The 20,355-nt window shown below is 70.0% G+C and carries 21 protein-coding genes, 1 tRNA gene and 1 riboswitch; of the genes, 13 read left to right on the forward strand and 9 right to left on the reverse strand.

From position 1 onward, the window contains the following. Window positions 1-5: 5 nt before the first annotated feature. Both ACWDSJ_RS27445 and ACWDSJ_RS27450 read left to right on the forward strand, forming a co-directional pair. Window positions 6-479, forward strand: coding sequence for a YbaK/EbsC family protein (locus ACWDSJ_RS27445; protein ID WP_387368112.1), 474 nt, complete (start codon window positions 6-8; stop codon window positions 477-479). Between the two features lie 87 nt (window positions 480-566). Beyond that, window positions 567-1,031, forward strand: coding sequence for a flavin reductase family protein (locus ACWDSJ_RS27450; RefSeq protein WP_450035297.1), 465 nt, complete (start codon window positions 567-569; stop codon window positions 1,029-1,031). Between the two features lies 1 nt (window position 1,032). Here ACWDSJ_RS27450 and ACWDSJ_RS27455 read toward each other — a convergent pair whose 3' ends face one another. Then, window positions 1,033-1,557, reverse strand: a complete 525-nt coding sequence (locus tag ACWDSJ_RS27455; RefSeq protein ID WP_450035237.1) for a LysE family translocator — start codon at window positions 1,555-1,557, stop codon at window positions 1,033-1,035. A 50-nt stretch (window positions 1,558-1,607) separates the two neighbouring features. Continuing rightward, a riboswitch (SAM riboswitch) is annotated at window positions 1,608-1,721 on the forward strand. Window positions 1,722-1,769: 48 nt separating this feature from the next. On the opposite strand from ACWDSJ_RS27455, the gene ACWDSJ_RS27460 reads away from it, so the two are divergent. Continuing rightward, window positions 1,770-3,083: an aminotransferase class V-fold PLP-dependent enzyme gene (locus tag ACWDSJ_RS27460; RefSeq protein ID WP_450035238.1), complete on the forward strand. Its 1,314-nt coding sequence runs from the start codon at window positions 1,770-1,772 to the stop codon at window positions 3,081-3,083. On the opposite strand, the gene ACWDSJ_RS27465 is transcribed toward ACWDSJ_RS27460, so the two are convergent. Genes ACWDSJ_RS27465 through ACWDSJ_RS27475 form a run of 3 tightly spaced genes read right to left on the reverse strand, consistent with a single transcriptional unit; the run spans window position 3,080 to window position 4,397 of the window. Next, window positions 3,080-3,268, reverse strand: a complete 189-nt coding sequence (locus tag ACWDSJ_RS27465; RefSeq protein ID WP_387368104.1) for a hypothetical protein — start codon at window positions 3,266-3,268, stop codon at window positions 3,080-3,082. The genes ACWDSJ_RS27460 and ACWDSJ_RS27465 overlap by 4 nt on opposite strands. Window positions 3,269-3,296: 28 nt before the next feature. Further along, window positions 3,297-3,749: a DUF2752 domain-containing protein gene (locus tag ACWDSJ_RS27470; RefSeq protein ID WP_450035239.1), complete on the reverse strand. Its 453-nt coding sequence runs from the start codon at window positions 3,747-3,749 to the stop codon at window positions 3,297-3,299. 27 nt (window positions 3,750-3,776) lie between these two features. Beyond that, window positions 3,777-4,397, reverse strand: a complete 621-nt coding sequence (locus tag ACWDSJ_RS27475) for a TetR/AcrR family transcriptional regulator (RefSeq protein WP_387368098.1) — start codon at window positions 4,395-4,397, stop codon at window positions 3,777-3,779. Window positions 4,398-4,519: 122 nt separating this feature from the next. Between ACWDSJ_RS27475 and ACWDSJ_RS27480 the strand changes: the two genes are divergently transcribed. From ACWDSJ_RS27480 to ACWDSJ_RS27525, 10 genes are all read left to right on the forward strand, one after another. Further along, window positions 4,520-5,308 (forward strand): SDR family oxidoreductase, encoded by a 789-nt coding sequence (locus ACWDSJ_RS27480; RefSeq protein ID WP_450035240.1) that lies wholly within the window; start codon window positions 4,520-4,522, stop codon window positions 5,306-5,308. A gap of 10 nt (window positions 5,309-5,318) precedes the next feature. Continuing rightward, window positions 5,319-6,383, forward strand: coding sequence for an NAD(P)H-dependent amine dehydrogenase family protein (locus ACWDSJ_RS27485; RefSeq protein ID WP_450035241.1), 1,065 nt, complete (start codon window positions 5,319-5,321; stop codon window positions 6,381-6,383). 305 nt (window positions 6,384-6,688) lie between these two features. Continuing rightward, the gene (locus tag ACWDSJ_RS27490) at window positions 6,689-7,234 is read left to right on the forward strand and encodes an MSMEG_0572/Sll0783 family nitrogen starvation response protein (RefSeq protein ID WP_450035243.1); all 546 of its coding nucleotides are present in this window, start codon (window positions 6,689-6,691) and stop codon (window positions 7,232-7,234) included. Window positions 7,235-7,243: 9 nt separating this feature from the next. Further along, the gene (locus ACWDSJ_RS27495; RefSeq protein WP_450035245.1) at window positions 7,244-8,302 is read left to right on the forward strand and encodes an MSMEG_0568 family radical SAM protein; all 1,059 of its coding nucleotides are present in this window, start codon (window positions 7,244-7,246) and stop codon (window positions 8,300-8,302) included. A gap of 1 nt (window position 8,303) precedes the next feature. Beyond that, window positions 8,304-9,728 (forward strand): MSMEG_0567/sll0787 family protein, encoded by a 1,425-nt coding sequence (locus ACWDSJ_RS27500; RefSeq protein ID WP_450035247.1) that lies wholly within the window; start codon window positions 8,304-8,306, stop codon window positions 9,726-9,728. Further along, a complete protein-coding gene (locus ACWDSJ_RS27505; protein WP_450035249.1) occupies window positions 9,725-10,648 on the forward strand; it encodes a carbon-nitrogen hydrolase family protein in 924 nt (307 codons plus the stop codon). The genes ACWDSJ_RS27500 and ACWDSJ_RS27505 overlap by 4 nt, the downstream gene beginning before the upstream one ends. Continuing rightward, the gene (locus tag ACWDSJ_RS27510; protein WP_450035251.1) at window positions 10,641-11,891 is read left to right on the forward strand and encodes an MSMEG_0569 family flavin-dependent oxidoreductase; all 1,251 of its coding nucleotides are present in this window, start codon (window positions 10,641-10,643) and stop codon (window positions 11,889-11,891) included. Before ACWDSJ_RS27505 ends, ACWDSJ_RS27510 begins: the two co-directional genes overlap by 8 nt. Before the next feature lies 1 nt (window position 11,892). After that, a complete protein-coding gene (locus ACWDSJ_RS27515; protein ID WP_387368075.1) occupies window positions 11,893-12,732 on the forward strand; it encodes a carbon-nitrogen hydrolase family protein in 840 nt (279 codons plus the stop codon). Next, window positions 12,732-13,817, forward strand: coding sequence for an MSMEG_0565 family glycosyltransferase (locus ACWDSJ_RS27520; RefSeq protein WP_450035253.1), 1,086 nt, complete (start codon window positions 12,732-12,734; stop codon window positions 13,815-13,817). Before ACWDSJ_RS27515 ends, ACWDSJ_RS27520 begins: the two co-directional genes overlap by 1 nt. Window positions 13,818-13,898: 81 nt before the next feature. Next, window positions 13,899-14,378, forward strand: a complete 480-nt coding sequence (locus tag ACWDSJ_RS27525) for a hypothetical protein (protein WP_450035254.1) — start codon at window positions 13,899-13,901, stop codon at window positions 14,376-14,378. Window positions 14,379-14,768: 390 nt separating this feature from the next. Here ACWDSJ_RS27525 and ACWDSJ_RS27530 read toward each other — a convergent pair. The 5 genes from ACWDSJ_RS27530 to ACWDSJ_RS27550 form a co-directional block, all read right to left on the reverse strand. Further along, a tRNA-Thr gene (locus tag ACWDSJ_RS27530) sits at window positions 14,769-14,844 on the reverse strand. Between the two features lie 59 nt (window positions 14,845-14,903). Then, window positions 14,904-16,115: a DNA polymerase III subunit delta' gene (locus ACWDSJ_RS27535; protein ID WP_450035255.1), complete on the reverse strand. Its 1,212-nt coding sequence runs from the start codon at window positions 16,113-16,115 to the stop codon at window positions 14,904-14,906. A 20-nt stretch (window positions 16,116-16,135) separates the two neighbouring features. Further along, window positions 16,136-16,651 (reverse strand): mycothiol transferase, encoded by a 516-nt coding sequence (locus tag ACWDSJ_RS27540; RefSeq protein ID WP_450035256.1) that lies wholly within the window; start codon window positions 16,649-16,651, stop codon window positions 16,136-16,138. 85 nt (window positions 16,652-16,736) lie between these two features. Beyond that, on the reverse strand, window positions 16,737-19,547 hold the full coding sequence (gene topA, locus ACWDSJ_RS27545) for a type I DNA topoisomerase (RefSeq protein WP_450035299.1): 2,811 nt from the start codon (window positions 19,545-19,547) through the stop codon (window positions 16,737-16,739). Between the two features lie 310 nt (window positions 19,548-19,857). Next, window positions 19,858-20,064 (reverse strand): cold-shock protein, encoded by a 207-nt coding sequence (locus ACWDSJ_RS27550; protein ID WP_062506310.1) that lies wholly within the window; start codon window positions 20,062-20,064, stop codon window positions 19,858-19,860. Between the last annotated feature and the right edge of the window lie 291 nt (window positions 20,065-20,355).

Consider the following 20,355-nt stretch of genomic DNA (forward strand, 5'->3'; position numbering starts at 1 on the left):
GTGCCATGCGCAGGTCGTTGCCCCCGGTCGCGTCCCGGGTCTCGGACACGCTCATCGCGCGCGGACACCACGGCGTGATCGTCACCCAGTCCGAACCCACCCACACCGCCGAGCAGGCCGCGCAGGCGCTCGGGGTGGACGTGGGCGCGATCACCAAATCGCTGGTGTTCCTGCTCGACGACGAGCCGGTGCTGCTGCTGGTCTCCGGCGCCCATCAGGTCGATGTGGCGCGCACCGGCGAGCGGCTCGACGGCACCCTCACCCGGGCGCCCGCGGCGCTGGTCCGGGAGGTGACCGGGCAGCCGATCGGCGGCGTCGCACCGGTCGGGCATCCGGCGAATCTCCCCACCTACGTCGACAACGCGCTGGCGCGCCATCGTGAGCTGTGGGCCGCGGCCGGGCATCCGAACACCGTGTTCCGCACCTCGTTTCCCGAGCTCGTCCGCATCACCGCGGGCTTGGCGATCGATGTGGACTGATCGAAGAAGTAGGTTGGAGACGTGAGCGATCGACTACGCGTGCCGGAGGATCTGAGCGGCATCACGTCGGCGCAGTACCGGGCCGCGATGCGGCACTATCCGGCCGGGGTGACGATCGTCACCATCGGGGCGGCCACCGGCCCGGTCGGCTTCACCTCCAGCTCCTTCGCGTCGCTGTCGCTGCAACCGCCGCTCATCTCGTTCAATATCGCGCACACCTCCTCCAGCCTCGCCGCCATGCTCGCGGCCGATTCGGTGGTCGTGCACTTCCTCGGCGAACATCAGCACGCGCTGGCGCGGCGGTTCTCGCGCGCGGCGGAGGAACGCTTCGCCGACACCTCGCTGTGGTCGACCCTCGAGACCGGCGAGCCGGTGCTGCACGACACCCCGATCTGGGTGCGGGCCACCGTGCAGCAAACCATCCCGATCGGCGATCACACGCTCGTCGTCGGGTTGGTGACCCGGGTGTACGACAACACCGACGACAATCCGGTCGGCGCGCCGCTGGTGTACTACCAGGGCGCCTACCACCGGCCCGCCGAGCTGGAGTGACTCAGGCCGCCGAGGCCACCGTCCCGATGCCCAGGGCGGCCAGCACCCCGGCGCTGAGCCGTTCGAGCCGATCGCGCACCCGCTCCCGGCGCAGCAGGCCCGCGAGCCGGGCGGCGGCCAGCGCCAGCAACACCATTTCGATTGCGGCGACGGCGGATTCGATCGTCGACAGCAAGCCCGCGGCGAACGCCGACCGCGCCGTCACCGACCGCGGCGCCTCGGCCGCGGTCGCGGTGTTCGCCCGCCGCCGCGCGAGCAGCGTGCGAATCCCCAAGTACACCAGGTAGATTCCGCCGATCACCTTCACCACCCGATAGGTCGTCGCCGACTGCTCGAGCAGCGCCGCCACGCCCGCCGCGACCACGATCGCCCAGCCGATGCCGCCCAGCGCGGAACCGATGCCGGACGCGATCGCCGGTCGTCGTCCCGCCAGCGCGTACCGCAGCACCAGGAACGTATCCGGTCCCGGCGTCACCGACAGCAGCACACACAGCCCGACGAATCCGAGCAGCACCGACACACTCATCGGTCCATTCTTGACAGCCCGGCCCTCGATCTGCCAGCCTTTTCCACCAAGGTCATGAGTGCCAGCGCGAAGCCCCGGCTTGCTGGCCGGCAACCCTCCTCCGCGGTGGGGTGCTCCGGGTGACGACCGGGCCGTAGCCCGACCGGGCGCGGCAAGCGCGGACTCCGATCACCGATCCCCCCGGAGTCCCTGAGCCGAAGGGATTTTCTTCGATGACCGCCGTACTCGAACAGACCCGCACCGCCCTCGCCCGCGTCTCCGGATGTGATCTGCGAGTTCCGTTGGTGCAGGGCGGAACTCGCGCATACGCCAATTTCGACTACGCCGCCAGCGCCCCCGCCCTCGAACGGGTCACCGACCGGATCGCCGAACTGCTGCCCTACTACGCCAGCGTGCACCGCGGCGCGGGGTACGCCTCCCGGATCTCCACCGACTGCTACGAGGCCGCCCGCGGTTCGGTGTCGCGCTTCCTGAACAGCGCCGACGATCAGGTCGTGGTGTTCACCCGCAACACCACCGACGCGCTGAACCTGCTGGCCGCGTGCGTGCCCGGCGACACCGTGGTGCTCGACATCGAGCACCACGCCAACCTCCTGCCCTGGACCCGCCGCGGCCGCCGCGTGGTGCCCGCCGCCGACACCGTGGAGGAGACCATCCGCCGCGTCGTGGCCGAGCTGTGCGCCAAACCCGCGGCGCTGCTGGCGGTCACGGGCGCGTCGAACGTCACCGGCGAGGTGCTGCCGCTGGATCGGCTGGCCGCCGTCGCGCATCAGTGCGGCGCGCGGCTGCTCGTCGACGCCGCGCAGCTGGCCCCGCATCGGCGAATCGACCTGTGCGCCACCGGCATCGACTACCTGGCGTTCTCGGGCCACAAGCTGTACGCGCCGTTCGGCGCGGGCGTGCTGGTGGGCCGCCGCGACTGGCTCGACGCCGCCCCGCCGTATCTGGCCGGGGGCGGCGCGGTCACCGAGGTGGGCGTCGACGAGGTCGCCTGGGCGCCCGCACCGCAACGGCACGAGGCGGGTTCGCCGAACGTGCTCGGCGTCGCCGCCCTCGCCGCCGCCTGCGACGCGCTCGCCGCGCTCGACGAGCGAGCGGTGCTCGAGCACGAACGCGAACTCACCGAGCGCCTGCGCGCGGGCCTGAAAGCCGTTGCGGGCGTTCGGTTCCTGCGCATCTGGCCGGACAGCCCCGACAGCGTGGGCATCGTCGCGTTCACCGTCGACGGCTTCGAACCGGGCCGGGTCGCGGCATACCTGTCGGCCGAACACGCGATCGGCGTGCGCGACGGGCGCTTCTGCGCACATCCGCTGCTGGCCCGCCTCGGGGTGGACGGGGCGCTGCGCGCGAGCATCGGCCTGGGCACCGGCGCCGCCGAGGTGGACCGGCTCGTCGAGGCGATCGCCGCCCTGGTCGAGCGGGGTCCGGCCTGGAACTACGCGCGCACCGCGGGGCAGTGGAATCCGGTGCCGGAGACCCGGCCCGGACTGGACGGCGTCGCGGGCGCGGCGCCCTGCTCGTTCTAGGGGACCAGATAGCGTTCGGCGAGGCGCTCGACCAGGGGATCGTCGTCGGCCACCGCGTCCAGCGCCTCGAGATCGCTCTCCACCGACACCTGTCGCGTATCGTCCTGCTCCGGGTCGGGGCGGCCGTCCTCGTTCAACTGCCGCAGGATCTTCTCGCGCACGCGCGCCTTCAACGAATCACTCATATCGAAAGCATGCCCGCCCGGGCGGCACTCACACCGGGGCCAGCCAGCCGCCCCACGGCGTATTGCGCACCACCGAAAACACCGTGAGCGCGGTCAGCACCACGATCAGGCCGGTGCGATTCAGCGTGAACGACACCGCGCTGCCGGGTTGCCCGCGCCAGCGACGCAGCACCCACCCGCCCCACCACACCGCGAACGCGACGAGCAGCGGCAGCACCACGATATTGCTGTGCACCGCGTCGAGCACCCGGCCCTCGGTGAGATTGTGCATCGCCCGCAGGCCGCCGCAGCCGGGACACCACCAGCCGGTCAACGCGTAGAACGGGCAGATGCCGTAGGAACCGGATACGTGCGGATCGCGGAAGTGCAGCACCGCCGCCGCCCCGGCCGCCACCCCGGCGACGAGCAGCGGCTGCCCGAGGGCTCGCCACCCCGGCCGGATCTCGCCCCGTCCGCCGGGCAACACGTGCGCGGTGTCCACAATCGTCCACGGTAGCGCGTCGAAACCTCAACGGCTCGCGCTGTGTTGGGAGACCGGGGCGGTGAGCGCGCCCGCGAGCATGTCCACCACCTCGGCCCACGCCGCGGTGTCCCCCGGATCGACGCGGCCCGCCTCGATCGCCCGCTCGTGATCGGCCAGCAGCGCGAACAACACGGTCGGCAGCGTCCGCAATCGCCGAATCCGAAGGCGCGCGGGCAGATTCGGCAGGGCGCGCTCGAGACCGCGCATGATGATCCGCACCGAGGCGCGGTTCTCGTCGTCGAGATTGGCCGCGTCGGTCACCGACGGATGCGCGCGGATGCGCTCGAGGAAGCGCGCGTAGTGGTCGATGCCGTGCCGCGCGCTCAGCTCGAACATCGGCACGACCAGCGCCCACAGCAGGTCGTGGACGTCGTCAGCGGTGCGTTCGGCCAGCAGCTCGAGCCGCCGCACCTCCAGCGTCGCCATCCGGTGCTCGACCACGGCCGCGACGAGGTCGTCGCGCGAACCGAAGTGGTACTGGATGGCCGAGTTGTTCCGCTGCCCCGCGGCCGTGGCGATATCGCGCAGCGGGACCGCCGCGCCGCGCTCGGCGATCAGCCGTTCCGCCGCGAGAATGAGCCGCTCCCGGGCCGTAGTCGGTTCCACATCCGGAAGAATAGCCCGCCACCTGGGTGTTGAACTCGACTCCTTGACAGTTAAGCGCTCGTTCTTAACACTGCTTGTGACTCTCATCACGCGCTCAGCAGTTCCAAGGAGGACCCGTCGCGATGATTCTCGACACCTTCCGGCTCGACGGCCGCGTCGCCGTCGTCACCGGCGCGGGCCGCGGCATCGGCGCCGCGACCGCCCTCGCCCTGGCCGAGGCCGGGGCCGACGTCGCCATCGCCGCCCGCACCGCCGCCCAGCTCGACGAGGTGGCCGACAAGATCCGGGCGCTCGGCCGCCGCGCCCTCACCATGCCCTGCGATCTGTCGGATCTGGCGGCGGTGACCGCCTTCGCCGACACCGCCGCGGCCGAATTCGGCCGTCTCGACATCGTCGTCAACAATGTCGGCGGCACGATGCCGAACACCTTCCTCACCACCACGCCGGAATTCCTGGAGGAGGCGTTCCGCTTCAATGTCTCCACCGCGCACGCCCTCACCCGGGCCGCGGTCCCGCACATGCTGCGCGGCGACGGCGGCAGCGTGGTCAACATCTCCTCGATGATGGGCCGCTCCCCCGGCCGCGGCTTCCTCGCCTACGGCACCGCCAAGGCCGCCCTCGCGCACTGGACCCGTTTGGCCGCAACGGATCTCGCGCCCCGCGTCCGGGTCAACGCCATCGCGGTGGGTTCGGTGCTGACCTCCGCCCTGGAGGTGGTCGCCCAGAACCCGGAGGTGAAGTCGACGATGGAGGCGGCCACCCCCCTGCACCGCCTCGGCGAACCGTGGGAGATCGCCGCGGGCATCGTCTATTTGTGTTCGGCCGCGGGCGGTTACGTCACCGGCAAGGTGCTCGAGATCGACGGCGGCATCGAGAGCCCGAATCTCGAACTGGGCATTCCGGATCTGTGAGGAGCCGACGATGACGTATCGCGTAGTGCAGTGGAGCACGGGCAATGTGGGCCGGTGGGCGTTGCGGTCCATTCTGGCCCGGCCGGAACTGGAATTGGCAGGCGTCTGGGTCTCGAGCGACGCCAAGGCCGGTAAAGACGCCGCCGAACTGGCCGGACTGGACCGGCCGACCGGGGTGCTGGCCACGACGGACGCCCGATCCCTGATCGACCTGCGCCCCGACTGCATCCTGCACACGGCCATGGCCGACGACCGGTTGATGGAGGCCGTGGAGGATCTGAAGACCTTCCTCCGGGCGGGCATCAATGTCGTGTCCAGCAGCCCGGTGTTCCTCCAATACCCTTACGGCACACTGCCTTCCGAGGCCATCGAGCCGATTGCCGCAGCCGCTCGGGAGGGCGGCGCGTCGTTGTGGGTCAACGGCATCGACCCCGGTTGGGCCAACGACTGGCTCCCCTTGCTGCTGACCAGCGGCTGCGAACGCATCGACCGGGTCGTCTGCTCGGAGATCATGGACTACTCGACCTACGACAATCCCAAGGTCCTGTTCGACATCATGGGCTTCGGCAGCGCGCTGGACGAATTGCCGATGCTCCTGCAGCCCGGCGTGCTGACATTGGCCTGGGGCAGCGTCATCCGCCAACTCGCCGCCGCGCTGGACGTCGAATTGGACGACGTCACACAGCGATTCGAACGCCTCCCCGCCACGGAGGCCCTCCGCGTCGCCGATCGCGAGGTCGCGGCGGGCACCGCGGCCGCCCTCCGCTTCCGGCTCAGCGGCCTGCGCGCCGGACGCGAGGTGCTGGCCCTGGAACACGTCACCCGATTGCACCCCGCCCTGGCCCCCGACTGGCCGCAACCCGCCGGAAAGGGTTGCTACCGAGTCGAAATCGAGGGCGAGCCGGACTATCAGCTGGATCTCCAGCTGTACAGCGGGGGTGATCACGCCAAGGCCGGGGTGGTGGGGACGGCCGCTCGGTTGGTGAGCGCCATCCCCGCGGTGGTCGAGGCCGCGCCGGGACTGCTCACCGCGCTGGACCTGCCGTTGACCACGGGACGGGGGCTGGTGTCCTGATCGCCCCGTCGCCGGATGACGGCGGTGTTACGGATCGGTGCGGGGCGCGCGCGTGCGATGTTAACGGCGTGCGGAAAAGCCCAGCACGGTGATTACGCGGCAGCGGCTCGTTTCTCTGAAATTCCCCGAATTCACACCGTCGCGAGCGCGAAAACGCTTGCGAGACAGCGAATTCGGGGAATTTCGGCGTTATTCGGCCCGGTGAGGTCCGGGAAACGTCCTCTTACTCCGGATGTGACCAATCCGAAATACCCCGGGCGTCAACTTGATTCATCGAATCTCGTCGACAATCCCAGGAGCCGAGCATGTCCGCACCCACCGAGACCCCCGACGACCTCGACAAGGCGATCGAGGAGAACATCGCGCGGTCGCTGGCCGAGATCCCGCACCCGGCATTGCCCAAGGGCACCAACATCTACGGCGGCACCAAGATCTTCCCCGACTATCGCGCCGAGGCCGGGGAAACGTATTTCACGCTCGTCCACGGCATCGCGCACGAATCCTCGGTCAGTTTCGTCGCCGTTCTGCAGGCGACCCGGGCGCTGCGCAAGGGTTTCGAATCGGCGATCTATTTCTACGGTCCCGGCGCGATCAACTGTGTCGCCAATCGCGGTTTCCCCACCACCGGCGACAGCGGCTTTCCCGGCGAGCAGAACATCAACGACGCCCTGACCACGTTCATCCAGGAGGGCGGCCGGGTGTTCGCCTGCCGGTTCGGCCTGGCGCTGCACGGCGCGCGCGAGGAGGACCTCATCGCGGGCGTCATCCCGGCGCATCCGCTGGACGTGCAGGACGCGCTGATCCACTACGCCCGCAAGGGCGCGATCATCAACTCCACCTATCAGGTGTAGGCGGCCGCCATGACCGAGGTGTCCACCCGAGTCGAGCTGGCGCTGCTCGGCATTCGCGTCGACGTGCCGGTGCGGCGGCGCGCCGGAGCCGGTCCCAGCGACGACGGGCATGTGCTGTTCGAGGGCGCGGGCGCCGCCGTTCCGCTCCGCTCCGACAGCCCCTACAGCCTGCGCGGCGATCGCCTGCTGCGCGAGGGCACGGACCTCGGCGTCACGGTGGAACCGGTCCGCCGCCCCCGCTTCTACGACCTGCGCACCGCCGACGGCATCGCCTACGAGCGGATCGCCCGGCTGCACGGCGCGGACGTGCTCGCGACCACCGTCGTGCAGACCTGCGTCCGCTACGACGAGGACCAGCGCTGCCGCTTCTGCGCCATCGAGGCGTCGCTGACCGCGGGCGCGACGGTCGCGGTGAAACGGCCCGACCAGATCGCCGAGGTCGCGACGGCGGCCGTCCGGCTCGACGGGGTGCGGCAGCTGGTGCTCACCACCGGCACCAGCGCCGGAAAGGACCGCGGCGCACGACATTTGGCGCGCTGCGTCCGCGCGGTACGGCAGGCGGTGCCGGAACTGCCCATCCAGGTGCAGTGCGAACCGCCCGCGGACCTGGCGGCACTGGCGGAGCTGCGCGCGGCGGGCGCCGACGCGATCGGCATCCACGTCGAATCCCTCGACGATCGGGTGCGGGCCCGCTGGATGCCGGGCAAGTCCACGGTCCCGCTCACCGAGTACCGGGCCGCCTGGGCCGAGGCCGTGCGGATCTTCGGCCGCAATCAGGTCTCCACGTATCTCCTGGTCGGCCTCGGTGAGGATCCCGACGAACTGGTCAGTGGCGCAACGGAATTGATCGCCATGGGCGTGTACCCGTTCGTGGTGCCGTTCCGGCCGCTGGCGGGCACCCTCGCCACCGACGTCGACGGCGCCACGGCTCCGTCCCCGGCGCTGCTCGAGGACGTGACCCGCCGGGTCGCCGCGCAGCTGCGCCGCGCGGGGATGACCGGCGATCAACAGAAGGCGGGTTGTGCGGCCTGCGGGGCGTGCAGCGTGCTGCGGACCGCGGGCGGTTGACATGCCGGACGTCGAGACATTCTCCGCCACACCGCGTTTGGACCAATGCGTGCTGTCCGGGCGGCCGCGCCTCGCCGCCGGGGACGGCTTCCTCATCCGCCCCGCCGACACCCGCCACCTCGCCGCCTACCGGGCGCTGCGCCGCGCGAACTTCGTCCTGGACCAGGGCCTGTTCCAGGGCAGCGACCTCGACGACACCGACGACGATCCGCGCACGATCGTGCTGGTCGCGCTCGCCCCGGACGCGGCCGTGCTCGGCGGCGTGCGCCTGGCCCCCGCCCTCGACCCCGATCTGGGCTGGTGGACCGGCAGCCGACTCGTCGTCGATCCCGGCCGCCGCACCCGCGGGGTCGGGCAGGCGCTGGTGCGCGCGGCCTGCGCGTACGCGGAGAACAACAATGTGCTGCGGTTCGAGGCCACGGTCCAGCGCCGCCACGCCGCCCTGTTCCTGCGACTGGGCTGGATTCCTTTGGGCGACACCGTGATCGGAGGCGTTGCGCACGTCCGCGTGCGCTGGCCGATCGACCGCGTCGAGCGCCTGACGCGCGCCACCAAGGCCATGCTCGGCCCGCTGCTCGACGACCTCGGCCGCCAGCCGATGGGCTTGGGCGGCAAGGGTTTCCGCGGCGACGACGGCGCACCCGTACCGGGCAGCGATCTGGTCGCGGCCTGCGACGCCATCCTCGCCTCGATGGTCGAACGCGATCCGGAATGGGCGGGCTGGTGCGCGGCGCTGGTCAACCTCAACGATCTCGCCGCGATGGGCGCCGAACCGGTCGGCCTGCTCGACGCGGTCGCGGCACCGACCCGATCCCTGCTCACCCGCGTCCTGCGGGGCCTGGCCCGCGCGAGCGACACCTGGGGCGTGCCGGTCCTGGGCGGGCACACCCAGATCGGACCGGCCGCGCTGGCGGTGACCGCGCTCGGCCGCACCGCCCGACCCGTACCGGGCGGCGGCGGCAAGGTGGGCGACGAACTGCGCCTCACCGCCGATCTGGGCGGCCGCTGGCGCGCCGGATACGCGGGGCGGCAATGGGATTCGTCGTCCCACCGCACCGGCGGCGAGCTGCGCGCGCTCGGCCGGTTCGTGGCCGAGACCGCCCCGGCGGCCGCCAAGGACGTCAGCATGGCGGGTCTCGCCGGGACCGCCGGGATGCTCGCCGAGGCGTCGGGGGTCGGCGCGGAACTCGACGTGGCGCGCATCCCGCGCCCGGCGAATACCGCGGTGGCGGACTGGATCACCTGTTTCCCCGGCTTCGCCATGCTCACCGCCGACCGGCCCGGCGCGGCCGTCGCCGCCCCCGCACCGGCCACCTCCGCCGTCTGCGGTGTCCTCACCGCCACGCCCGGCGTGCGCCTGCGCTGGCCGGACGGCATCACCACCACCGCGGTGCCCGGCACCGTCACCGGATTGGGACTCTCATGACCGAACTGACCATCTCCGTCGCCGCCGCCGAATTCGGCCGCGACCTGGACGCCTGCTACCGCACCATCGCCGCGCTGATCGAGACCGCCCGGGAGCGCGGCAGCCGCCTGCTGGTCCTGCCCGAGGCGTGCCTGGGCGGCTATCTGCCCAGCCTCGGCGGCGACGCCGAGAGCGAGGAGGACCGGCTGCGGCGGCTGCGCAGCCTCCCGCCCGCCCTCACGCTCGACGGACCCGAACTCCGCCGGATCGCCGCGCTGGCCGGGGATCTCGTGGTCACCCTCGGTTTCTGCGAGGCCGACGGGGATCGCCGCTACAACGCCGCGGTCACGCTGACCGGCGACGGCATCCTCGGCTCCTACCGCAAGGTGCATCAACCGCTCGGCGAAAACCTGTGCTACGCGGCCGGTTCGGAGTACCGCGCGTTCGACACCCCGGTCGGCCGGATGGGTATTCAGATCTGCTACGACAAGGCGTTCCCCGAGGCCGCGCGGGCGCTGGCCCTGGACGGGGCGGAACTCGTGGCGTCGCTGTCGGCGTGGCCGACCGCCCGCACCGCGACCGCCGAACGGCTCGAGGACGACCGCTGGACCCAGCGCTTCGACATCTTCGACCGCGCCCGCGCGGTGGAGAACCAGGTGGTGTGGATCGCCTCCAATCAGGCGGGGACGTTCGGTTCGCTGCGCTTCGTGTGCAGCGCGAAGATCGTCGGCCCCGGCGGCGAGGTGCTCGCCACCACGGGCACCGCACCGGGGCTGGCCACCGCGACCGTCGACGTCGAGCGCGCGCTCGGCCTGGCCCGCGGCGGCGGCATGTACAACCTGCGCGATCGTCGCCCCGAGGTCTACGCCAGCGTCGTCGCGCGGCACGGCGTGGTGGGGCGGCCGGCGCTGCCCGAGGAACTGGCGGCGATCCATGGCTGAGCACGGCGAACATCACGAGGTCGTCGTCATCGGCGGCGGGCAGGCCGGATTGTCGATCAGCTGGCATCTGACCGCGCGCGGCATCGACCACGTCGTCCTCGAACGCGACACCATCGCCCACGAATGGCACGACACCCGGTGGGACAACTTCACGCTCGTCACCCCGAACTGGCAGTGCGTGCTGCCCGGCTACGCCTACGACGGCCCCGACCCGGACGGCTTCATGAGCCGCGACGAGGTCTACGCCTGGGTGCGCGGCTACGCCGACACCTTCGATCCCCCCGTCCGCGAACACGTCGCCGTCACCGCCGTGACCGTGGCCGCGCACGGGTTCGATATCGAAACCACCTCGGGGCCACTGCGTTCCGATCAGGTGGTGGTCGCCGTCGGCGGCTATCACCGCCCGACCATCCCCCGCTTCGCCGAGCGGCTGCCGCGCTCGATCCGGCAACTGCACTCGGCCGAATACCGCAGTGCCGCAAGTCTTCCCGAGGGCGAGGTGCTGGTGGTCGGCACGGGACAATCGGGCGCGCAGATCGCGGAGGATCTGCATCTGGCCGGGCGCCGGGTGCATCTCGCGGTCGGCAGCGCCCCGCGCGTGGCCCGCCGGTACCGGGGGCGGGACTGCGTGGCGTGGCTGCACGAGATGGGCCACTACGACGTCCCCATCGAGGATCAGCCCGGTGGCCTGGGCAAACGCGAGAACACCAACCACTACGTCACCGGCCGCGGCGGCGGGCGCGATATCGACCTGCGCCGGTTCGCGCTCGAGGGTATGGCGCTCTACGGCCGCCTGGTCGAGATCACCGGCAGCACAGCGCGTTTCGAGCCGTCGCTGGCGAAACACCTGGACGCCGCCGACGCCGTGGCCGAGAGCATCAAGGACGGCATCGACGCCTACATCGCCCGCGCGGGCATCGACGCGCCCACCGAACCGCGCTACCGGCCGGTGTGGCGGCCCGAACGGGAGATCACCGAAATCGACTTGGCCGCAGGCGGTATCACGGCGGTGGTGTGGTCGGTGGGCTTCCGCACCGACTACCGCTGGCTGCGGGTAGGCGTCTTCGACGGCGAGGGTCACCCGTGCCACAACCGCGGCGTCACCGCCACGCCCGGCCTGTACTTCCTGGGGCTGCCGTGGCTGCACACCTGGGGTTCGGGCCGGTTCGCCGCGATCGCCCGCGACGCGGAACACCTCGCCGACCGGATCGCCCGCACCGCGGCCACGACGGTCGCGGCCTGAGATGCCCGTCACCCGGATCGCCGCCGTCGCCGCCCATTTCGGCAGCGATATCGCCCGCGCGCTGGACAAGATCACCGGCATCGTCGACCGGCTCGCCGCCGACGGCGTCGATCTGCTGGTCCTGCCCGACGCCACCGTGGGCGGCTACATCGGCGACCTGCGCGATCCCGATCCGGCCGCCGGACCCGAGCCGATCGATCCCGACGGACCCGAGATCCGGTTGCTGTGCCGGTTGGCGGGCGCGATGACGATCTGCGTCGGCTACGCCGAGCGTCGCGGCGACACCCGCTACAACGCCGCGGTCTGCCTCACCGGCGACGGCGTGCTGGGCCGCCATCGCAAGGTGCACCAGCCCGCCGGGGAGCATCTCGCCTACGCGGCCGGAAACAGCTTCGCCGCCTTCGACACTCCGGTGGGCCGCCTCGGCATGCTCATCGACTACGACAAGACCTTCCCCGAATCCGCCCGCGCCCTCGCCCTCGACGGCGCCCGCACCATCGCGGCCCTGTCCGCCTGGCCCGCCAGCGTCACCGACCGCGCGTCCCGCCTGCCCAACGACCGCCAGTCGCGCCTGTTCGACCTCTACGACCAGGCCCGCGCGGCCGAGAACCAGGTGGTGCTGGCCTCCTCCAACCAAACCGGCATCACCGGTTCGCTGCGCTTCCTCGGGCAGGCGAAGGTGGTCGGTCCCGGCGGCGACATCCTGGCCAAGACCTGGTCCAAGGGCGGCCTGGCGGTCGCCGACATCGATATCGACGCGGAGGTCACGCGCGCCCGGCGGGTGCTGCGGCATCTGGAGGAGCGGCGGGTCGACGCCTACCACAATCTGCTGAGGTCCTGATGCGGGTCGCGCTGCTCACGTACTCGACCAAACCCCGTGGCGGCGTGGTGCATACGCTGAACCTGGCCGAGGCGCTGGCCGAACTCGGGGTCCGGGTCACGGTGTGGACCCTCGGCCGCGGCGGCGACGCGGCTTTCTTCCGGCCCGTCGACCCCGCGGTGGAGGTCCGCGTGGTGCCCTTCGAGAGCATCGACGGCGAACCGGTCGGACCGCGAATCATGCGCTCCATCACCGTATTACGCGCGGCCTTCACCCCCCGGTCCTACGACATCGTGCACGCCCAGGACTGCATCACCGCGAACGCCGTGGACCACTGCATCCGCACCATCCACCACCTGGACTCCTTCACCACCCCCGAACTGATCCGCTGCCACGACCGCGCGATCACCCGCCCCTACGCCCACATCTGCGTCTCGGCCGCCGTCGCCGCCGAGGTCCGCTCCGGCTGGAACCTACACCCCACGGTCATCCCCAACGGCGTCGAATACACCCGCTTCGCCTCCGCCCCAACCGATTCCGCCCCCACCGTAGCCGCCTGGCAACACCGCCTCGGCCCCTACATCCTCGCCCTGGGCGGCATCGAACCCCGCAAAGGCAGCCTGGACCTCCTGGAGGCGTTCTCCCTCCTCCACGACACCCACCCCCACCTCCGCCTAGTCTTCGCAGGCGGCGAAACCCTCTTCGACTACCGCACCTACCGCACCACCTTCGAATCCCGCGCCACAACCCTCGACATCCACCCCACCATCCTCGGCACAGTCCCCCACGAAACCCTCCCCGCCCTAGTCTCCGGCGCCACCCTCGTCCCCTTCTTCTCCACCAAGGAGGGCTTCGGCCTAGCCGCCATGGAAGCCCTCGCAGCCGGAGTCCCGGTCGTAGCCCGCGACCTCCCGGTGCTCCGAGAGGTCTTCGGCGACACGATCATCTACGCCACCGACCCGGTCGAAATGGCCGCGGCGATGGCTCGCGCCCTGATTCCCGACCCGTCCCGGGCAGCCCAAGGAAAAACCCTTGCGGCACAATATGATTGGCGAACGGCAGCCGAAGCCCACCTGTCGTTCTACCGAAAAGTCGAACAACCCTGAAACGTGGAGCTGCCTGGGGGATGGAAGGTCCCGTGTCCGAGTCGGCAATCTACTTCGTCAGGGCGAGTAGCGTTCTGACTCATGACCGTTGCGGCCTTTGTGGTGTCGCTCGTTGCGTTGCTGGTGGCCATTGCAAGCGCATGGTTCACCCGGAGAAACTTGCGAATCAACCTGGATCGTCGCCGAGACGAGCTGAAGCCCCAGTGGAGCCGGAAAGAGATCGCGACCCGAGATCCCACCTTCCGGATCTACGAGCTTGTACTAGTGCTCGAGGCTGGCGACTTGACCTCGGTGTCTGTTGAGTTCCTCCAGGATTGGCCGTCGTTCACCCCTGGTGCCCCAGGGGTGATCTCTCCGAAGAAGGCTGAGTTCGGCCCGATGACCGACGGCGACGAAGCCTGGTGGCAGGTTGAGCTAGGGCCAATTGGTGAGCACCCTGCGGCGAGTTATCAGATCCAGGTGACCAGCCGTTCAAGGAAACACGCGCCCTGGAAACAGACGTTCAGACTGTCCGAGCCATATCGGCTAATTCCGCTGCCGCCAGCAGAGGACGGCGATTGAGCCTCTCCGTAGTGGCAGTGTGATTGTCAGCGCGGTTGCCGACGCGCAGCGCCCCTCCTGATCCTGTGTAGGTGCTCGGGTTGCGTTGGGTCGGTGTGGATTTGGCAGCGGGCACGGTCGATATCACGCAGGCGCTGTACCGGGTCGGCGGCACGCGACGTTGCACGATGTGAAGACCGAGGAGTCCGAGGCGGCGGTTCCGCTGCCCGCCGAAGCTGCTGGAGATTCTTCGGCAACATCGGCGCGCACAGCTCCAGGACGCCGAAGTACCTCGAAGTCATCGAGAAGGTGCAGCGCGAGGCGGTGGCGGGCATGGATGGGCTGTTCGGTGGCGAAGCGTGATTGTCGTCAATCGCTGTCGTCAACGGTGCCCGGCGGTGAGTCGAAACGTGGAGCCGCCTGGGGGAATCGAACCCCCGACCTTTTCATTACGAGTGAAGCGCTCTACCGACTGAGCTAAGGCGGCGTGCCTTGCGGCGTGGTGAGTCTATCGGAGCGGGGGGGTTGGGGGGAAATCGGCGGGGGTCAGGGGGTGCGGGCGGTGATGAGGGTGGCGACCATGGCGGCTACGGCGAAGCGGGGTTTGACGTTGAGGTCTAGGGCCTCTCGGCAGGAGAGGACGGCCTCGATGGCGCGGAGGAGGTTTTCGGGGGGGACCTCGGCGGCCAGGTCGCGGATCTGGTCGGGGAGGTCGGGGTGGGTGAGGGGGATGGGGGTGGTGGGGTCGGGGCGGGCGGCGCCGAATTTGACGGCCAGGGCGTCTCGGTAGAGGCCGGCTACGTCGATGAGGGCGCGGTCGAGGGAGTCGCGGCCGGTGCGGGTGGCGCGGGATTTCTGGCGGCGTTCGAGGTCTTTGAGGGCGCCCGCGGAGCCTCGGGTGGCCGATGCGGTGCCTTTGCCGGTGCCGCCCGCGCCGAGGGCGGTGGCGAGTTCCTCGCGTTCGCGTTCGTCGCGGGCGGCGCTGACCTGTTTGGCCTCCTCCTCGGCGGCCTTCACCAATTCGTCGGCGGCGGCGTAGGCCGCGGCGGGACGGGCGGTGGCGGCGACCAGGGCGAGGGCGCGTTTGCGGCGGGTGCGGGCCTCCTCGTCGGTGGCCAGGCGGCGGGCGCGGCCGACGTGGCCGCCGCTGATCGAGGCGGCCCACGCGGCGGTGTCGGCGTCGAGGCCGTCGCGTTCGCGCAGCACCTGGGCGATCGCGGGGACCGACGGGGTGACCAGGTGGACATGACGGCAGCGCGAACGCAGGGTGATCGAGATGTCCTCGGGGTCGACCGAGGGCGCGCAGAGCAGGAAGACCGTGCGTTCCGGCGGCTCCTCGACCACCTTCAGCAGCACGTTCCCCGCCGCCTCGGTCAACCGGTCCGCGTCCTCCACCACGACGACCTGCCAGCGGCCGGTGCTGGGGCGCCGGGCCGCGACCTGAACGATCTCGCGCATCTCCTTGGTGCCGATGCTCAGCCCCTCGGGCACGACGCGGCGGACATCGCCGTGCGTGCCGGCCATCGTGGTCGTGCAGGCGTGACAGTGACCACAACCGGGCGTGCCCAGATCGGTGCACTGCAACGCCGCCGCGAAACACAGTGCCGCGACGGACCGTCCCGAACCGGGCGGCCCGGTGAACAACCACGAATGCGTCATCGCCGAGGACGGCTCCCCGCTGCGCGCCGCCACCGCCGCGGCCGTCAGCTCGGACTCGACCGCATCCTGACCCACCAGCCGATCGAAGACTCCAGCCACGCGCTACACCCTAGCCAAGGTCAGGAACCCCGCTGATAGGTGCTGTTCGCGCCGTCGAGCGCCTCGCGGATGATGTCGGCGTGGCCGCTGTGGTGCGCGATCTCCCGCAGAATGTGCAACAGCGTGAAACGCACTGTCTGCCAAGTCCTTTCGGGCGCCCACGGGGCCGTCGGCTTGGGGATGGAGGTGTCGAGGCTGTCGACGGATCGAATGAGTTCGGCGGTGTCGGCCGCGACGGTCTCCCACTCCTTCAGCAGGCCCTCGATGGTCTCCTCGGGGCCCAGCCGGTACTCCGAATCGAACTGCGACACATCGACTTTCGCGTTCTCGTCGCGCTCGACCAGCACCGTGTACCAGTGCCGCTCACAGCTGACCAGATGATGCAGCAGGCCGCCGAGCGTCAGTTCGCTCACGGTCGTGCGTTGCCGGGCCTGCTGGTCGTCGATGCCGCGCAAGGTGATCCGGAACAGCTCGCGCTGATCGTCGAGCATCGCGATCAGATCGTCGCGCTCCTGGGCGATCGAGGGGACGGTCATCGAATGTCCTTCCGCTGGACGTGCTCGGATGGCTCGTCACGCTACGGCAGGGCACCGACAGAAAACGGACAACGGCCGATTTCCGCTATCTCGCTTTCGCCGCGGTCGTCTTCTTGGCCGCCGCCTTCTTCGCGGGGGCCTTCTCCGCCGACTTGGTGGTCTTCTTGGCCGTCGTCGCCTTCTTGGCGGTGGTCTTCTTCGCCGCCTTCTTGGCCGTCTTCTTCACCGGCGCCTTCGCGCGGCGATCGGCGAGCAGTTCGGCCGCCCGCTCGTCGGTGATCGACTCGACCTCGTCGCCCTTGCGCAGGCTGGCATTGGTCTCGCCGTCGGTGACATACGGGCCGAAGCGACCGTCCTTGATCACCATCGGCTTCCCGGTGGCCGGATCGGCGCCCAGTTCGCGCAGCGGCGCGGCGCTGGCGGCCTGGCGACCGCGGCGCTTGGGTTCGGCGTAGATCTTGAGCGCCTCGTCCAGCGTGACGGTGAAGATCTGGTCCTCACCGGTCAGCGAGCGGGAATCGGTGCCCTTCTTCAGATACGGCCCGTAGCGGCCGTTCTGCGCGGTGATCTCCTCGCCGCTGGCCGGATCGACGCCGACCACCCGCGGCAGCGACAGCAACTTCAGCGCGTCGTCGAGGGTGATCGTGGCCAGATCCATCGACTTGAACAGCGAACCGGTCCGCGGTTTCGGCGCGGCGGCCTTCTTCGTGCCCTTCTTGGCCTCGGCGTCGGCCTCCGGCTCGGGCAGGACCTCGGTGACGTAGGGCCCGAATCGGCCCTCCTTGGCCACGATTCGATGCCCGGTCTCCGGATCGACACCGAGTTCGCGGCCCTCCTGCGGGGTCGAGAACAGCTTCTCGGCGACCTCGGGGGTCAGCTCGTCGGGCGGCAGATCGTCGGGCAGATTGGCGCGCTGCGAGATCGGGTCGCCGTCGGGATCGTCGGGGTTGACGACCATCCGCTCGAGATAGGGACCGAACCGTCCGACGCGGACCACCACATCGCGGCCCTCGTCGTCGGTGAACATCTTGATCGAGTTGATCTCGCGGGCATCGATGTCGTCGAGCCGCTCGCCGACCATCCGCTTCAGCCCGCCCGAGCGCGCGACCGAACCCTCGGCGCCGTGGTCGCCGCCGAAATAGAAGCTGGACAACCAGTTTCCGCGTCGTTCGCGACCGCCGGCGATGGCGTCGAGATCGTCCTCCATGGCCGCGGTGAAGTCGAAGTCCACCAGCCGCCCGAAGTACACCTCGAGCAGCCCGACCACCGCGAACGCGACCCACGAGGGCACCAGCGCGTTGCCGCGTTTGTAGACGTAGCCGCGATCGAGGATGGTCTTGATGATCGAGGCGTAGGTGGACGGGCGACCGATGCCCAGTTCCTCGAGCGCCTTGATCAGCGACGCCTCGTTGTAGCGCGGCGGCGGATTGGTCGTATGCCCGTCCGGGGTGAGCTCGGTCGCGGTGACGCCCTGGCCCTCGTCGAGCGCGGGCAGTCGCGATTCGGCGTCGTCGGACTGGCTGCCGCTGTCCTCGTCGACGCTCTCGACGTACGCCTTGAGGAAGCCGGGGAAGGTGATCGTGCGGCCGGACGCGGAGAACACGCACTCCTCGCCGGTGCCCGCCACACCCGTGATGCGCACGGTGAGCGTGGTGCCGCGCGCGTCGGCCATCTGCGAGGCGACCGTGCGCTGCCAGATCAGCTCGTAGAGCCGGAATTCGTCCTGATCCAGGCGCGACGCCAGTTCACCCGGCGTGGCGAAGGTGTCGCCCGCGGGGCGGATGGCCTCGTGCGCCTCCTGCGCGTTCTTGACCTTGCGGGTGTACTGCCGCGGGGTCGGGTGCACGAACTGCGGACCGTAGAGCTGGGTCGCCTGGGCGCGGGCGGCCGCGATCGCCGACTCCGACAGGGTCGTGGAGTCGGTACGCATATAGGTGATGTAGCCGTTCTCGTACAGCCGCTGCGCGACCCGCATCGTGCGCTCGGAGCCGAACCGCAGTTTGCGGGCGGCCTCCTGCTGCAACGTGGAGGTCATGAACGGCGCGTACGGGCGCCGGGTGTAGGGCTTGGACTCGACCGAGCTGACCCGGAAGTCGCTGTCGCCCAAGGCTTCCGCGAGCCGCCGGGCGTGGCCCTCGTCGAGCACGGTGACGCCGCTGGTCTTCAGCTGGCCGTCGGAGCCGAAATCCCGTCCGCCCGCGACGCGATTGCCGTCCACCGTGACCAGGCGGGCGCCGAAGGTGCGCGGGTTGGCCGCGTCGCTCGCGCCGCCCCCGGCGTCGAATTTGGCTGCGATATCCCAGTATTCGGCCGAGCGGAACGCCATGCGCTCGCGCTCGCGCTGCACGACGATGCGGGTCGCCACCGACTGCACGCGGCCCGCCGACAGGCGCGGCATGACCTTCTTCCACAGCACGGGGCTGACCTCGTAGCCGTAGAGCCGGTCCAGGATGCGGCGGGTCTCCTGCGCGTCGACCAGGTCGTTGTCCAGATCCCGGGTGTCGGCCGCGGCCGCGCGGATGGCGGGCTCGGTGATCTCGTGGAACACCATGCGGCGCACGGGGATCTTGGGCTTGAGGGTCTCCAGCAGGTGCCAAGCGATGGCCTCGCCCTCGCGGTCGGGGTCGGTGGCCAGGTAGAGCTCGTCGGCGTCCTTGAGCAGGTTCTTCAGCTCGGAGACTTTGCCCTTCTTATCGGGGCTCACGACATAGATCGGCTCGAAGTCGTTGTCGACGTCGACGCCGAGGCGGGCCCACGACTGCCCCTTGTATTTGGCGGGCACGTCGGCGGCGCCGCGCGGCAGGTCGCGGATGTGGCCGACCGATGCCTCGACGACATAGCCGCGGCCCAGGTAGGGGGCGATCTTCTTGGCCTTCGTCGGGGACTCCACGATCACGAGACGACGCAGGGCGCGGCCCTGGTCGGGCGCTGCCTGGGATTTCGGCGCCGCACCGCGGTCTCGTGTTGCCACCGGCGAACACACCTTTCCTGTCGACCCGCGCGGGCGCGTGGCGCGCAGCGCGCGGCTGGGGCATGTGGCGGAGACAGATGTCTCCCACCAGAGACGTTTATACCTGGTTGTACGACCGCAGCTGGTCTACGGCGTGTTGGAATGCCCCGTTTCCGGTCGAGTGTACTGCCCCCGGATACAGCTCGTCCCCCACCGCAGGTGGGCGGTGAGGGACGAGCGGATCGAACTTACGCGCTCAGCTGATGGCGCGAACTCCGGTGGCCTGCGGGCCCTTGGTGCCCTGGCCGACCTCGAACTCGACCTTCTGGTTCTCCTCGAGGGTGCGGAAGCCCGACCCCTGGATCTCGGAGTAGTGGACGAAGACGTCAGCGGAGCCGTCCTCGGGCGCGATGAAGCCGAACCCCTTCTCCGCGTTGAACCACTTCACAGTTCCCTGTGCCATTCTGTTCCTTCTCTTTCCATACCGGAACGGCGGACAACTTTGGTTCGTCCACCGGGTCCGTTCCGACCGCTGTACTCTGTTCCCCCTGCAGGAAGCATCAAGCACACCGTTCGCAACACCGATCCTGCTGATGGTTTGGACTTTGGATCCGTTCCCTCGAACACAGAAGCTTGCGACCAGGAACCACTTAACCATGTCTCCGGGCAATTCAACAGTCGAGTTACCGACAATTTGCAAAAAAGATGATCTTGCGAATGCGCAGGTGAGGCGCACAATGCTGTTATCCGTACT

Source organism: Nocardia sp. NPDC003482, assembly GCF_053588115.1.

Bases quoted from the DNA above. Each gene is read 5' to 3' on its own strand.
- ACWDSJ_RS27495 (WP_450035245.1), top strand. From the start codon at position 7,244: ATGACCGAGGTGTCCACCCGAGTCGAGCTGGCGCTGCTCGGCATTCGC.
- ACWDSJ_RS27515 (WP_387368075.1), top strand. From the start codon at position 11,893: ATGCCCGTCACCCGGATCGCCGCCGTCGCCGCCCATTTCGGCAGCGAT.
- ACWDSJ_RS27445 (WP_387368112.1), top strand. From the start codon at position 6: ATGCGCAGGTCGTTGCCCCCGGTCGCGTCCCGGGTCTCGGACACGCTC.
- ACWDSJ_RS27540 (WP_450035256.1), bottom strand. From the start codon at position 16,651: ATGACCGTCCCCTCGATCGCCCAGGAGCGCGACGATCTGATCGCGATG.
- ACWDSJ_RS27460 (WP_450035238.1), top strand. From the start codon at position 1,770: ATGACCGCCGTACTCGAACAGACCCGCACCGCCCTCGCCCGCGTCTCC.
- ACWDSJ_RS27465 (WP_387368104.1), bottom strand. From the start codon at position 3,268: ATGAGTGATTCGTTGAAGGCGCGCGTGCGCGAGAAGATCCTGCGGCAG.
- ACWDSJ_RS27455 (WP_450035237.1), bottom strand. From the start codon at position 1,557: ATGAGTGTGTCGGTGCTGCTCGGATTCGTCGGGCTGTGTGTGCTGCTG.
- ACWDSJ_RS27490 (WP_450035243.1), top strand. From the start codon at position 6,689: ATGTCCGCACCCACCGAGACCCCCGACGACCTCGACAAGGCGATCGAG.
- ACWDSJ_RS27520 (WP_450035253.1), top strand. From the start codon at position 12,732: ATGCGGGTCGCGCTGCTCACGTACTCGACCAAACCCCGTGGCGGCGTG.
- ACWDSJ_RS27525 (WP_450035254.1), top strand. From the start codon at position 13,899: ATGACCGTTGCGGCCTTTGTGGTGTCGCTCGTTGCGTTGCTGGTGGCC.
- ACWDSJ_RS27480 (WP_450035240.1), top strand. From the start codon at position 4,520: ATGATTCTCGACACCTTCCGGCTCGACGGCCGCGTCGCCGTCGTCACC.
- ACWDSJ_RS27500 (WP_450035247.1), top strand. From the start codon at position 8,304: ATGCCGGACGTCGAGACATTCTCCGCCACACCGCGTTTGGACCAATGC.
- ACWDSJ_RS27550 (WP_062506310.1), bottom strand. From the start codon at position 20,064: ATGGCACAGGGAACTGTGAAGTGGTTCAACGCGGAGAAGGGGTTCGGC.
- ACWDSJ_RS27450 (WP_450035297.1), top strand. From the start codon at position 567: ATGCGGCACTATCCGGCCGGGGTGACGATCGTCACCATCGGGGCGGCC.
- ACWDSJ_RS27510 (WP_450035251.1), top strand. From the start codon at position 10,641: ATGGCTGAGCACGGCGAACATCACGAGGTCGTCGTCATCGGCGGCGGG.
- ACWDSJ_RS27505 (WP_450035249.1), top strand. From the start codon at position 9,725: ATGACCGAACTGACCATCTCCGTCGCCGCCGCCGAATTCGGCCGCGAC.
- ACWDSJ_RS27485 (WP_450035241.1), top strand. From the start codon at position 5,319: ATGACGTATCGCGTAGTGCAGTGGAGCACGGGCAATGTGGGCCGGTGG.